The sequence below is a fragment of the Microcoleus sp. Pol10D4 genome (assembly GCF_036701555.1).
In the GTDB taxonomy this organism is placed as follows: domain Bacteria; phylum Cyanobacteriota; class Cyanobacteriia; order Cyanobacteriales; family Microcoleaceae; genus Microcoleus.
Window position 1 is genome coordinate 63,135 of sequence record NZ_JAUBRA010000010.1, and the last position, 13,831, is coordinate 76,965.

14 protein-coding genes are annotated in these 13,831 nt (G+C 46.1%); 8 read left to right on the forward strand and 6 right to left on the reverse strand.

Annotated features, from left to right (window positions below; all coding sequences use genetic code 11):
- The first annotated feature begins 83 nt into the window (after positions 1 to 83).
- The 7 genes from QUA36_RS08025 (at position 84) to proC (ending at position 5,076) form a co-directional block, all read left to right on the forward strand.
- Positions 84 to 251, forward strand: coding sequence for a four helix bundle protein (locus tag QUA36_RS08025; RefSeq protein ID WP_333456604.1), 168 nt, complete (start codon positions 84 to 86; stop codon positions 249 to 251).
- 341 nt (positions 252 to 592) lie between these two features.
- Positions 593 to 1,588, forward strand: coding sequence for an energy-coupling factor transporter transmembrane protein EcfT (locus QUA36_RS08030; protein ID WP_333456606.1), 996 nt, complete (start codon positions 593 to 595; stop codon positions 1,586 to 1,588).
- A 250-nt stretch (positions 1,589 to 1,838) separates the two neighbouring features.
- Positions 1,839 to 2,297 carry a holo-ACP synthase gene (gene acpS / locus QUA36_RS08035; RefSeq protein WP_333158939.1) on the forward strand — a complete coding sequence of 153 codons (459 nt, stop codon included), beginning with the start codon at positions 1,839 to 1,841 and terminating at the stop codon, positions 2,295 to 2,297.
- 42 nt (positions 2,298 to 2,339) lie between these two features.
- The gene (gene pipX, locus QUA36_RS08040; RefSeq protein WP_006634205.1) at positions 2,340 to 2,609 is read left to right on the forward strand and encodes a transcriptional coactivator PipX; all 270 of its coding nucleotides are present in this window, start codon (positions 2,340 to 2,342) and stop codon (positions 2,607 to 2,609) included.
- A gap of 72 nt (positions 2,610 to 2,681) precedes the next feature.
- Positions 2,682 to 3,347, forward strand: coding sequence for a YggS family pyridoxal phosphate-dependent enzyme (locus QUA36_RS08045; RefSeq protein WP_333158941.1), 666 nt, complete (start codon positions 2,682 to 2,684; stop codon positions 3,345 to 3,347).
- A gap of 117 nt (positions 3,348 to 3,464) precedes the next feature.
- Positions 3,465 to 4,082: a cell division protein SepF gene (locus QUA36_RS08050; protein WP_333158943.1), complete on the forward strand. Its 618-nt coding sequence runs from the start codon at positions 3,465 to 3,467 to the stop codon at positions 4,080 to 4,082.
- 148 nt (positions 4,083 to 4,230) lie between these two features.
- Positions 4,231 to 5,076 (forward strand): pyrroline-5-carboxylate reductase, encoded by an 846-nt coding sequence (gene proC / locus QUA36_RS08055; protein WP_333158945.1) that lies wholly within the window; start codon positions 4,231 to 4,233, stop codon positions 5,074 to 5,076.
- A gap of 162 nt (positions 5,077 to 5,238) precedes the next feature.
- Here proC and QUA36_RS08060 read toward each other — a convergent pair whose 3' ends face one another.
- Positions 5,239 to 6,621: a transposase gene (locus QUA36_RS08060; RefSeq protein ID WP_333456608.1), complete on the reverse strand. Its 1,383-nt coding sequence runs from the start codon at positions 6,619 to 6,621 to the stop codon at positions 5,239 to 5,241.
- Positions 6,622 to 6,808: 187 nt separating this feature from the next.
- The gene (locus tag QUA36_RS08065) at positions 6,809 to 9,241 is read right to left on the reverse strand and encodes a bifunctional serine/threonine-protein kinase/ABC transporter substrate-binding protein (protein WP_333456610.1); all 2,433 of its coding nucleotides are present in this window, start codon (positions 9,239 to 9,241) and stop codon (positions 6,809 to 6,811) included.
- A gap of 124 nt (positions 9,242 to 9,365) precedes the next feature.
- On the opposite strand from QUA36_RS08065, the gene QUA36_RS08070 reads away from it, so the two are divergent.
- Positions 9,366 to 10,154 carry a calcium-binding protein gene (locus QUA36_RS08070; protein WP_333456612.1) on the forward strand — a complete coding sequence of 263 codons (789 nt, stop codon included), beginning with the start codon at positions 9,366 to 9,368 and terminating at the stop codon, positions 10,152 to 10,154.
- A 107-nt stretch (positions 10,155 to 10,261) separates the two neighbouring features.
- Here QUA36_RS08070 and plsY read toward each other — a convergent pair whose 3' ends face one another.
- The 4 genes from plsY to QUA36_RS08090 all read right to left on the reverse strand — a co-directional run bounded on the left by plsY (position 10,262) and on the right by QUA36_RS08090 (position 13,707).
- Positions 10,262 to 10,945, reverse strand: coding sequence for a glycerol-3-phosphate 1-O-acyltransferase PlsY (gene plsY / locus QUA36_RS08075; protein ID WP_333456614.1), 684 nt, complete (start codon positions 10,943 to 10,945; stop codon positions 10,262 to 10,264).
- Between the two features lie 120 nt (positions 10,946 to 11,065).
- Complete coding sequence (locus tag QUA36_RS08080) at positions 11,066 to 12,397, reverse strand: DUF3086 domain-containing protein (RefSeq protein WP_333456616.1); 1,332 nt, start codon at positions 12,395 to 12,397, stop codon at positions 11,066 to 11,068.
- A 59-nt stretch (positions 12,398 to 12,456) separates the two neighbouring features.
- Entirely contained in the window at positions 12,457 to 12,849 is a 393-nt protein-coding gene (locus QUA36_RS08085) for a DUF3119 family protein (RefSeq protein WP_333450416.1), read from the reverse strand.
- A 63-nt stretch (positions 12,850 to 12,912) separates the two neighbouring features.
- On the reverse strand, positions 12,913 to 13,707 hold the full coding sequence (locus QUA36_RS08090; protein ID WP_333158956.1) for an MlaE family lipid ABC transporter permease subunit: 795 nt from the start codon (positions 13,705 to 13,707) through the stop codon (positions 12,913 to 12,915).
- Positions 13,708 to 13,831: the final 124 nt, after the last annotated feature.

Below are 13,831 nucleotides of genomic sequence, written 5' to 3' on the forward strand. Positions count from 1 at the left end.
TTAGATTGAAGAGAAGATGCTGTTAGATGATATAATTGATTGCCAATAACAGCCAAATTTTTAATCTAAAATCTAAATATCGGATGAACGAACAAGAGTTTAAACAAAGAACGAAGGCTCTAGCATTAAGAGTTATTAAGCTAGTAAGTTCACTCCCAAAAAATACCGTTTCTGAGGTAATTGGCAAGCAGTTAATTCGTTCAGGAACTGCTGTAGGGGCTAACTATCGGGCAGCTTGTCGCGCTAGATAAACAGCAGACTTAATTGCCAAACTCAGAATCGTGGAAGAAGAAGCAGATGAATGTCTTTACTAGATGGAGCTGATAGTTGAAGCTAAATTATTAGAGGTCACTAATTTGAGGAGTATCATGTCAGAAACGAATTAAATTTTAGCGATGACAGTGGCCTCGATCAAAACTTTAGTTGCTAAAAACCCAACAGCAAATCGCCAATAAAAAAAATCTCAAATCCCACAAAAATCCCCAATCAATCAAAAAATCCCCAATCAAAAATCCCAATCAATCAAAAAATCCCCAATCAATCAATTAATCAAAAAATCTAAAATCTAAAATCTAAAATCTAAAATCGCAAGATGGACTTACTTCGATCGCTCCCCATAGGACTATACCTAGAACAACCCGTAACCTGGCTTCACCGGCTAGACTCCCGCGTAAAACTAGCCTGGTTGATGACATTTCTGATTGCACCAATACTCGCCAATCCCATCTGGCGGTTGATGCTAGTAGGAATGTTAATCGTACTGACACTAACAGCAGCAATTCCCTTGCGCGTGTGGAAACAGCAAATGGGACTGCTGCTGCTATTCTGTCTATTCGTATTTGGCCTCAGCGCGATCGCCCCCGACGGACTCCCCGCAGAACACCAGCCCCGCATCCCCGCCGACGAATTAACCTTTTCCCAACAGCCCGCAACTCTTCCACCCCCGCCCCAACCAAAACCCTGGTACAAACCTTTTAACTTAGGCTCAAACTCCCCAATCCCCAATCCCAAAGCCCAAAGCCCAAATCAACTCCCCCAACCCACAAACTACCGTTACGTTGTATTCAAACAAGGCCCGATTAAAATCACCCGCAAATCCCTAGATTTAGCTATCAACGTCAGCACCCTATTTTTCACAGTAATTTACAGCACCAACCTCTACCTCCTCACCACAGCCAGCGAAGAAATCACCGCCGCCCTTGAAAACTTAATGCAGCCTCTGCGCCGCTTGAACTGGCCTATCACCGAAATAGCCTTAACATTAACTTTATCTTTGCGATTCATTCCCCTAGTATTGGAAGAAATACAAAATTTAGTGCGATCGGTCAGAACCAGAGCGATAAACTGGAAAAAACTCGGATTTCGCAGCGCCGCTCAAGTGTGGTTGATGATAGCTGAGCGGCTGTTAGAAAACTTGCTCCTGCGAGCTGAACAAATAGCGAGCGCCATGAAAGTTCGTGGCTTCACCAGTCCCGATCGACACCGTGTAGAATGGCACCAGTTGCAATTGAAAATCCGAGACTGGATCGCCCTCGGCTGCTTGATAGTCCTGTGGAGCGCCCGCTTCGTTTGGGGTTGGGACAGTTGAGATTTTAGATTTTAGATTTTAGATTTTAGATTCATTGATTGATTGATTAGATTTGAGATTGAAGAATGGGGAAGAACTGATTCTAGTTTCAGATATCGGGGTTCTTCACGAGGGATTGACCCTACAAGAGAATGAAACAGCCCTGGATTCGAGCGGGGTTGGGAGGACGGGCAGACATTTGAGTAAGTTTTGTCTGGTGCGCGACAGTCCTGCTAAAGTAATGGAGATAAATATTTAGAGAACCAAGACCTTGAACATCTATCTTGGGACAGATATCGTATATGTTCCGCGCATTCAAGCCACATTAGACCGTTTTGGCGATCGCTTCCTCGAAAAAGTTTACACGCCCGCCGAACAAAGGGATTGCGGGCAACTAAATTCTCAACACAGCAGCATTAAAGGTAAAATGAATCGAGTTTCCTGCAACCAGCTAGCGGGGCGTTGGGCAGCAAAAGAAGCCGTTGTCAAAGCTCTAGGCACGGGATGGCGGGGAATACGGTATGCAGATGTGGAAATTCGGCGCTCTGAAAACGGTGCTCCCAATGTGCAACTGCACGGAACCGCAGCAGCAAAAGCCTCTGTTTGGGGAAGTTGCCAGTGGCAATTGAGCCTCAGCCACGACGGAGACTATTGCACGGCTACGGCCATCGCCCTTTGTAGCCCGCCGTCAAACAACGCCGTCGGGCGATCGAACGAAACTAAAATCTAAAATCGAAATCTTTAATCTAAAATTGATAGATTGTGAGTGTGAATGACTACCGAAACTTACCTGAATCATCCAAACTTTGGCCTCCTCTTCAGGGTATCCCAGGTTGAAGACAGCCAAGAATTATTTACCACCCTATACGCCCAACGCCTGTTTTTTTTGGTGACAAACGGCCCTGGCGGGCTGAGATTTGAACCAATCAGCCGCTCCGACGCTCGCCTCATGGTCGAAATTCGCCTGCGAACCCTGCGTCGCAGCGGTCAATATCAGGAGTACGACCAATTGCAGACCATTCACCAGCGCACATTTCAATAACGAAAATCAGTAATTTGGTAATTGGTAACAGTATTAATTTTCCTTCCCTCCAGTCAAGAGCGTTGAGCAACCATGACCATTGCCTCTCGAATTCACAGCATTCGCCAACACTTGCCCGAATCAGTGCGGTTAATTGCCGTTACCAAACAGGTACCGACTGATGCTATCCGCGAAGCATACGATGCCGGTATCCGGGATTTTGGTGAGAGTAAGGTTCAAGAGGCTGCCGAAAAACAAAGCCAACTGCAAGATTTACCGGATATCAACTGGCACTTGATCGGCCACTTGCAAGCCAACAAAGCCGCCAAGGCCCTAGAGCATTTCCAGTGGATTCACTCTCTCGACAATTTCAAACTCGCTCAGCGACTTTCGCGCTTGGCAGGGGAAATGTCATGCTCTCCCCAAGTGTGCCTGCAAGTCAAAATGTTGCCCGACCCGGACAAATACGGCTGGAGCGTTCCAGAACTGCTGGCCGACCTTCCAGAACTCAACAAATGTCAGCATATCAAAATTCAAGGTTTGATGACAATTCCTCCGCTGGGATTAGATGACTCGCAAATCCTCGAATTATTTAACAGCACTCGCGAACTAGCACAGAAAATCCAGCACCAAAATTTGCCCTGCATTCAAATGCAGCAGCTCTCGATGGGGATGTCGGGAGATTATCATTTGGCAATTCAAGCAGGTGCTACTATGGTACGGCTAGGACAAACCTTATTTGGCTCTAGGAGGGGATAAATAATTGAAATCTTCTGATAAAGACAATTTGGGTTAAATATAGAATAGTCAGCTACCCGCGACTAACGCGCAACGCGAGTATAGTCGGGGCAGCCAAGTCGTGAAGGAGCGTGAATCATGAATATTTTTTCTAAACTGCGAGATTTTGTAGGCATCAACAATGAGCCTGAGTACGATGACGTTTACGACGAAACGGAAGGGGAGCGCTATCAGAACTTCTACCAAGCGCCTGAACCGAACCCCGCTGCCGTCGCAGCAGCAGAGGAAGAACGTCGTCAAAATCGTAGAATGCGAGAGCGGTCAGTAGTAGGATCGACAGGTATGGATGTCGTTGCACCAACCGGCGGAGTAGGGTCAGTAATGAATAACGTGATTGGAATGCCTGGAGCTATGAACGGGATTTCGGAAGTAGTAGTAATGGAGCCGCGCACTTTTGAAGAGATGCCGGCAGCAATTCGAGCCCTTAAGGAACGCAAGTCTGTGGTTTTGAACCTGACGGTGATGGACCCAGACCAAGCGCAAAGAGCTGTGGACTTTGTGGCGGGCGGTACTTATGCCCTTGACGGTCATCAAGAGCGAATTGGCGAAAGTATTTTCTTGTTTACGCCTAGCTGCGTGCAGGTGAGAACTCAGTCTGGCGTGGTTCACGAAGTGCCTCCAGCTCAAGGACGCCCTCGTCCTGCGGCTCCTGCACCAACAGTGTGGCCGGCAGAACAAGCTCCAGTCGCTCAGTAGTCTGTTGAGTGTTGACTGTTGACTGTTGACTGTTGACTGTTGGCAGTTGACGGTTGGCAGTTGGCAGTTGGCAGTTGGCTATTGAAAAATAACTAATAACAAATAACTAATAATAACTAACTAATAACAACTAACTAATAACTGACTAATGACAAACATAAAATTTGGTACGATCGGCGGCGGGGTAATGGGAGAAGCTCTCTTATCCCGCTTAATAGCAGAAAAAGTTTATTTGCCTTCAGAAATATTGGTGAGCGAGCCTGGGGTAAAGCGCCGCGATTTTTTGACTGAGAAATACGGGATTGGAACAACAGCCAGTAATCTAGAAGTTGCTGCCGCTACGGAAGTGCTGTTTTTGGCAATTAAACCCCAAGTTTTTGATACGGTAGCTTTGGAGTTGGCGGTGGCGGCCGATCGCAAACAGGGAAATAATGGAGAAACGGCTAATTCCCAGCCACAAGCGCTGGTAGTGTCGATTTTGGCAGGAGTGCCACTGAGCAAGCTAGAACCAGCTTTTCCGGGGCGGGGAGTGCTGCGGGTGATGCCGAATACTCCGGCAACGGTAGGGGCGGGAATGAGCGCGATCGCTCCGGGAAAACTTGTTCAACCGGCTGATTTAGAATTGGTAAAGCGCATCTTTCAGGCCGTGGGAGAAGTGGTAGAAGTGCCTGAGAGTATGCTGGATGCGGTGACAGGGCTTTCGGGTTCCGGGCCTGGTTATGTAGCAATTTTGATTGAGGCCTTGACAGATGGCGGAGTTTGTGCTGGACTGCCACGGGCGATCGCCTCTCAATTAGCTTTACAAACAGTATTCGGTACAGCGAAGCTAATGCAAGAAACGGGAATGCACCCGGCACAATTGAAAGATCAAGTTACGAGTCCCGGCGGTACAACTATTGCGGGAATTGCTAAATTAGAGAGTAGCGGCTTTCGTTCTGCGCTAATCGAAGCCGTGAAAGCAGCTTGTTTGCGTTCTCAAGAATTAGGTAAATAAGTCAGGAATAACGCACAGAAACCGTCAAAAACGAGTTCAATCGCACTTTAAACCTGCCGATTTTGCCGTCCGATATTTGACGGGAACAAAAGCTACACCGAACTGTTCTTTTCGACACTTGACAATATGCAGTGACATACTCCCACGTCAAGCTGAGTACAGCTATGACGTGGGCATCTTTGCAGCCCGATGAAGGGTGTGCAAAATTTCCTTCGCGGTACTATCATCTATAGTTCGTACTATAGAAAGATTCCCGCTACGGCGTTTTCTCCTTGGGAAAATGCCCAACCCAAGTCTCTTTAAATTAATCGCGGCGTTAACATCGCGATCGACCATTAAAGAATATTGCTCATCCCAATAGCTTCGCATACCGCAATCGGTAAAAACAATTTCATTCCGATAGCACAGAACCATTGAGGTATAAGCAGGTTTTTGCGGAACGACGACTGATCCAGCTTTTTCGGCTATGTATTCCAGCGTCTTAAAAAACTGACCGAACGCAGCATCCAGCCAAGACTTATTTAGTCCTGATTTAGCTGATTGACCGTTTGGGAGGTAAGTACCCTCATTATCTTGCTTAACTTTATTCCGTTTCGTTAAGCCTTTTAAGTTTAAGTCCTCATGAAAAAAGAATTTAGCTCCAGACCTGACAAGTCTGTGAGCTGTTTTGTAGTGGAAATCTTGGCGACAACGCGCTATTTTTTGGTGCTGTCTCGCTTCTTTTTTGGCTAATTTCCGTCGGGCTTTAGAACCGCGCTTCCGTTTGTTCCGCTTCCTTGATATCTGGTCTAACTTAGCTTGGTTTTTGCGAAGCGGTTTCAACGAAGGTAGCTTTTCCCCTGACGATGTTGCTAAATAGACATCTTCATGTAGCACCGCATCCAGCCCAATTGAGTTATCCCAGTTTGGGGTAACTTTATCAGGAATAAACTGGGGTACTGAAGCGTCTTCAAGCATTATCTGGATGAACCAACCGTCAGCCTTTCTAGTTACACTAATTTGCTTAATAGTGAATCCATCGGGGACCCTGCGGTGCATCCGAACTTTTATGACACCCAACTTCGGCAATCGGATATAAAACCAATTCTTGCGAACCAGCTTAATCCAGTCGTTATTAGCCGTAGAAAAAGTCATCGTCCGGTAATCCGCTTCAGTCTTGAATCGGGGCTTACCCGATCGCCCGCCTTTACTGTCCCCTACGATAAACCGCTCAAAGGCTTTATCTACTCGCTTAGAAACATCTTGCAGAATAGTTGAATCTACCTGCTTGAAGTCCAATAGCTCGCCACTGTGGAAGACTTTTACTAGGTCTTTTTTGATGACTGGTAATTGTTGTTTTTGGGAATAGTAGTTAGGCTTCGCGCGGGGCGTAGAGATGCTAGCAACTAATGGGCAAGCATTTATAGCAGTCCGGTTACTCTCCCACCAATCAAATCGATCGCCTAGCTGCCTGTTGTACCAATAGCGACAAATTCTCCACCAATGATTTAGGCTTAACTTTTGAATGGTGTTGGGATAGAACTGATACTGATATGTTACTTTCATTGCGCTACGACCTTTACGCATTTGCTGAGAATAAAAATACCAGAAAAAACTATATTGTGTCAAGCAGTAATTTAATAATTATGTCAAGTAACGATGTTGGCAAATAAAGATTTGTTCATCTCGTCATCCACACCTTCATTGCTCGCCCGCTATGCTGGCGAGGACATGAAAATGTGGAATCCTCGATTCACGCGCCTCTCATCCCACACCAATCGAAGCGATATAGTGTGGGGATTCCCGTCTGACTAGCTAACTCCGGTCGAAAATTTTGGCGATCGCCCTTCGGATCAAACTCAATAGTTCCGGTTGCTCCTGTGGCGCTAAAATTCGGACTCGCAATAGTTTTCTGCATCCCTTCGCGACTGGGTTGCTGTTGGATTTCTATTGCTTTAATTAGAGTCCGAGTTGCATCGTAGGTTAAAGCTGTGCGGTGGTTGACATTTCCTCCCCAAAGCTTTCGAGCATTTTCGGCAAATGTGGGGTTGGGAGCAGCTAAGGGATGCCAAGAGGATGATGTCACCAGTTTCTCAAAAGACTGTAACTGGGAGGCAGTTTCTAAGGTTTTCTGGCTGTAAATTCCCCCGGTTCCCACTACCCAATTGCGATCACCATTGGCTTTAATAAGTGCCATAGCATTTTTGATTGCATCCGGGACATGACTCGTACTTAAAACCATCGCTGTTTTCTCGCTTCGTTCGACTTCTTGTAATGCTAGTTCAACGTTGAAATTTTTCTTACACACATCGTATTCAGTGATGCTTAAAATAGTTCCTCCTGCTTGTCTAAACTGTTTTCTGAATTCTTCCCACAATGAAGAAGTAGCTTGAATCTCAGGACAGTAGAAACCCGCCGCTTTTTTGGAACCTGCGTTTTCAATCAGATAGTTCTTGAAGTTTTCAGAAGTAATTTGATGTGTAGGGACAGTGCGAAAGAAAAACTTCCGACGTTGTTCTGTTAATTGTTCCGTTGTAGTCCCAGGCGAAATTAAGACTAAGTGATTTTTGTCATAAATATCGACTGCATACACAGTCATCTCGCTCGTATAGTGACCGACGACGCCCAAAATCTCGGTTTGCTTGACGAGTGAAGAAGCCCTAGCTTGTGCCTCTGTTTTGAGGTTGGCATCGTCAGCGATAATGACTCTAATACCCTTGCCATTAATGGCTTTCCCTGCTAAAAAACCTTGACCGGGAAAGTAGTTATTGCGATCGGAATTAAACAGTCCTAGGTTGACTTCTGTTTGGGCCTGGGCAATGCCGCGCAACATTTCTCTAGCCAAATCAGAATTGACAGTACCTCCTTCGGTGTTGCTGATAGGAACGGCAACTGCCAGGGTGTAGTAATCAGCTTTTTGGGCCTTCAAAAGGGCATTATTCATGTAAATTAAAGTTTCTGGATCTTTGCGTTCTTCTTCGTCCCACGATTGTTTTAAGAACTTAAAAGCTGATTGATGATTTCCCTTAAAAAAATCCTTTACCCCCCTTTGTTTGAATCGAGAAGCAGATGTTTTGATGAGGATTTCCTCGCCGCAACTCACAGCATCTCCCTGGATTAAAGGACAAGTTTGAGGTGTGAAAATTTTGTGTATTAAAAATGCTGCTAGCCCCAGGAATCCTGCGATCGCGATCGGCAAGCAGACTCTCAATGTATCTTGCCATTGGGGTGGAGGCTTCGGCAGCAGAGGTTGTTGTGAAGAGGGCGCAGGTGAGTGCAACGCTGTTAGCGAGATCAAATCCTGCAACACTTCAGCAACAGATTGATAGCGATCGTTAAAGTGGTAGCGCACCATCTTATTTAAAACTTTTTTCAGCTTGTCGCTAATTTGTACCATCGGGCGATCGTCAGTTGAGTAGTGCCAGACGAGTTCCCCAGTTTTTTTATCATTAAAAAAGTCTTGAATATCTAAACCTGCGATCGCTTGAATGCCAATGATTCCCACAGCATAGATATCGCTGTTAAATCTTGGTTGATTTTTCCACTGTTCGGCTGGCATATAACCGTCTGTACCAACCGCGCGAGTTTGAGTTATTTGACCGTTCTCGATCGCCAAAGTGCCGATCGCTTTTACCGCCCCAAAATCAATTAAAACAATTTTGCCGTCAAGTTGGCGCCGGATTAAGTTTGACGGTTTCAGATCGCGGTGAATAATACCTCGATCGTGGACGAAAGCTAAAACTGACAAAATATCTTGCAATAAGTCAATAACTTCTGACTCCTGAAACTGCCTGAGAGATGCGAGTTCTTTGTTGAGCGGATTTCCTTCGATGTATTCTTGAATTAAGTAAAATTTTCCCTGTTCTTGAAAGCGATCGATTAACTTGGGAATCTGCGGACACTTATCGAGATACTTCAGGGTTTTAGCTTCTTTTTCAAATTGCTGTTGTGCTTCCTCCAACAGTCGCGGATCGTTAGATTCAGGAGGCGGAATTTCCTTGACGACGCACAAGGGATTTTCGGGGCTGCCCAAAGCGTAGTTAGCCGTATAGGTTTTAGCAAACCCTCCCTCACCTAATTGAGCGATAATTCGGTAGCGATCGCGCAGAATATCCCCTGGATTCAGACACCTAAACTGTTCCATGCCCTTAACTCGCTGCACTCGTTGGTGTCGAGCGTACCACAAATATGACTTTTATGAACTCAAAGTTATGACTTTTATGAACTCAAAGTTATGAATATATGAATTGACTTTGAGAGTGGCTTATTTTATAATCTTGGCATCTGAGATATTAGGAACCAAATATTTTATGGCTTTACAAACAGATCCATCAGGAGTGCCTCGATTAATTGGTGACAATACATCCGAATACGCTGATTTACTGTTCCAAGATACGGCTGATTTCCCTTCGGGAGTTTGGATGTTGGGAGGTGAGGATACAGTATACGGCGGGATAACTAATGATTTAATATTTGGCAATGACGGAGAAGATTCGCTAATAGGAGATCCTGGCAACGATTCTTTATTTGGGGGAAGAGGGAAAGATGACCTATGGGGAGGCGAGGGAAATGACAGTTTGATCGGTGGTCAAGATGCAGATTGGATTCTCGCTAACGCAGGAGATGATATTTTATGGGGAGGTAGAGGAAATGATATTTTATACAGCGGTAACGGGAATGACACTCTGATTGGAGGCTTGGGTCGAGACTATTTTTCAAATGTGAAAGATGGTGGTTATTCGCCTAAAACCAGTGGAAGTAATTTATACGTCCTGCAACTAGAGTCAGGAGTTACTGATATCAAAAATGCCGATTACTTTAGAGATTTCCGAGTCGGTTTAGATCGGATTGGATTAACAGACGGTTTGACTGTTAACGATGTAGTTTTGGAGAACTTGACAGATGTGTTGCTGTTAGAAGATTTTGATTTTTCAGAAGCTGCGAAACTCACTGTCTCAGAAGATTACTTAATTCCTTCAACTGCTGTGACTTCAGGGACGCTCATCAGAGTCAGGAATTCAGGAGATTTAATAGGTTTTGTTGATAGTGTAACGCCTAGTGAACTCCAAAACAGCATTATCTCTGTTCAGGGATTCTGAGCTTGAGGATGCGTTGCAACACATCCTACAAAAGCCGGATTTGACAGAGCTAACTTACAGGAAATTGTAGGTTTATTTATCGAAGATTGGGGAGAAAACGGAACTAATTATCGATCGCTAGCTGCTGTTTCCAATTTCTCTCCAATCCTCGGTTCAGTACCATTCAGAATACGCTGAATGTTACTCCGATGCCGCACAATTACAAATACGCCACCAGCAATTCCAAACAATACATAAGCCAGCGGCTGATGTAAAGCAAACATCAATCCAGAAACGCTAATTGCCCCGATAATCGAACTTAAAGAGACAATTCGCGATACCGCAAATACTATCCCGAAAATTCCGAAAGTTCCCAAACCAACAGGCCAGTACAAACCCAGCAAAACTCCCAAACTCGTAGCCACAGATTTACCGCCGGTAAACCCCAGCCAGATTGATTTACTGTGCCCCAAAACAGCAGAGAAACCCGCCAAAGTTGCCATCCAAGGGATGACAGTTGCAGTATTTTCTAAACCTGCTGCGGTTGCTAGCTGGCTGGTAAAAGTGAGAGAGTAAATGTAGCGAATTAGGACGATCGCACTTACCCCCTTCAACACATCAACCAGCAACACCCCCAACCCCGGCCCTTTGCCCAAAGTCCTCAGTACGTTAGTCGCACCCGTCGAACCCGAACCAACCTCTCGAATATCAATTCCCAGCATCCATTTCCCCAAGGCGTACCCAGTCGGAATCGAACCCAGCAGATAAGCTGCTATTAACAGTGCGCCATTTAAAATTATCCAGCTAGCCATTTTTTAATTTTAGATTTCGTGTACTTTAAAAATTTGCCACCTTTCCCCTAGCATAATTAGCAATTAGCAATTAGCAATTACCAATTAGCAATTACCAATTACCAATTACCAATTACCTAATCAAAAATCCTTAGCAGTCGTCAAAGTTTGCGGATCGGCAGCAAATGCCAGCCATAACGGAAATTGCAGGATTGACAAACTAATTAAATCCTCAGTTTCATCAATGACAATTAGTGGCAATTTGCCATCTTTAACCAGTCGATCGGCTTTTTGAGCCAAAGCCTCCGCAGACTCAAACATAATAATTCCCCTTTCCGGGCCAAAATCGCTGCGAGTAATGCCCAAACAGTCCTGCAAACCCCGGCGCCACTCTCCCAAACGTTCGGGACTGTTCGCGAGCACCAAAGTCCGCACCCGTCCACCGTAGACGCTTCTGAGTACAGAAATAATTGTCGAAGTAATCAAGATATTTTGCAAGCGCGAACCCATAGTCCGCAAAGCACCCCTTCCTCCTTGAGTGAAAAACCAGTTAGAAACTCGTTCCGCGTGGATGGGTTCAAAAGTGCGGCGGAGTTGCCAAGGCGGGCCGTAGTAGTCGGGGAGAGTGCGATATTGGTCGAGGGTGCGGCGAATTTGTTTGGCTTGTTCTTGAAATCCCTGTTCGGCAAATTTGGGATTTACCGGTGCTGAGGATTGAGACTCTTCAGCAGCAGTTCGCTGTGGTGTCTCTTGCGCCGGTGGCGTCAAATCTAAGAGTTCGGCGGTGGCGGCCAAATCCTGCAAACTGCCTACTAGATAGTCTTTGAAACCCTGGACTCGAATTGCTAAATCTTGGGAAACGCCGGCAAAAGTGGTTCGCATTTCCTTTTGAATTCGATCGCGCCGGCGTTCTAGTTTTTCTACTTCGATTTGTAGCGCTTGTTTGCGCTGATCTAGTTGAATCAAGCCGTCTTGTACCAAACGCCCGATCGAGGCTTGAGCCTGGCCCAACGCTTCTATAGCATTGGCTTTGTCGGCTTCCAAGGCGGCAATTTTTTCAGTCAAAGCTTGTTCTTGCTGCTGCAATTCTTTGACTCTCTCTGCCAACTGTTCGGTAACATTTTCTGGGATGTTCGTTACCGTTTCTGCGGTTTCTGTTGGCTGGGAGTCTGTGGGAAGCTCGATTTGAGCGATCGGACTTTGTGATTCGGCCTCGTCGGTGTTGGGTCCAATTTGGGCGAGTGCGCCTGCTTCGTCCACGAATTGGGCGATTTCGGCATCTTCCTCGTCCAGCGGCGGGTCTGTTTCTGCCGGGAGTTGGGCGGGCAGCTCATTTTCGTCGATCCACAAATCTCGTGTTTGAGATAGAACTTCGTACTCCGTCTCATTCACGGGTAAATCGACTTCGCCGTCACCGCTTGGGGCGGCTGGTTGTGGTTGCGGTTCTTGGGTTGGAGATTCGTCTGAATTCATGGGAAATTTTGTTCGGCGTGGGGCACAGAAAAGTTAAAAATTAAAAATTAACAACTTTTTTAGTCTTGACGGGGACAGCGCTGTTCTAAGCAGGTCTGTAGCATTTTACGATCGAACAGAACCGGCAGAAAGTGAATGCTGTTAATTTCTTTGAAATAGAACAAAATCGGCACAGCGGGCCAAAATATCCGCCAATTTTGCCATTCTCGGTAAGGAAAGCGGCGGATTAAGTTGGACGATCGATAAATGTCCAAATCTGTTGGGGTAAATTGTAGCCGGATGGTGGCGGCTTGGTACATCAGAAACAAGCCGAACAGCGAAAGTGGCAAACTGGCCCACTTCTGCACGAACAGCAGGGGTAGGCCCGCCAGTACCAGGACTAGGGGAATCGCATAACTCGGGGCGAGTTCGATCGTATTTGTGGGCGCAGTCGAAGAGGCTGTTGTAGTCACGGGTTTAAATCAAGGGTAGTAAACTAATGTTGCCAATTATTCATATTTTATCCGTTTCCTAGCTTACAAGCCTTTGAGTACGCTAGAGCCCGTCCCCTGAAACATCAGCCATGTCATCAAAAAGTTAAAAATAAAAATAGCCAGTAAAGCCGTCACCACCGCCGTAGTAGTCGATTGACCGACGCCTTTTGCCCCGCCGGTGGTTGTCAAACCCCAGCTAGTGCCGATTACAGCAATCAAACCACCGAACACAACAGCCTTAATTGCCGCGCTGCAAATATCCCACAGACTCAGGAAATTGCGGACTGATTCTAAAAACACGCTTTGAGAGATGCCGTACATCGTCGTAGCAATCAGCAATCCGCCGAGGATGCCCGTGACGAGACACATGATGGTTAAAATTGGCAGCATCAAGCAGCAAGCCAGGACGCGGGGAATTACCAAATAGTCGATCGGGTCTGTTCTGAGCATCAGCAGGGCATCTATCTGTTCTGTTACCTGCATTGTGCCGATTTCCGCTGCAAAAGCCGAACCTACCCGTCCCGTCACGATTACGGCTGTTAAGACGGGGCCGAGTTCGCGAGTCAAAGACAAAGCCAAAACGCCACCGACGACATTGCCGGCACCGAGGTTAATAAATTCCCTCGCTACCTGAATAGTAAATACCATGCCGACAAAACCCGCAGTCAGCAAAGCAATCAGCAGAGATTCCGGGCCGACTGCTGCCATTTGGTCGATGGTGTTGCGGCGGTGAATTTTGCCCTTCAGCAAGTGCAGCATGACTTGGCCGCCCAATAAAGCTGCTGCCAGCAACCGCTGACTCCACAAACTGAGGCTGGAAGATGTAGTGGTGCTCAAGGGGATTTCGAGTATAGAACAACTGCCAAAAATGAAATTTATCTACAAATCTTAAACAAGTTTTTTCTATAACATTTAAGATTTCTGACAGAACTGGCCACTGAGGGCGATCGCTGCCTATCGT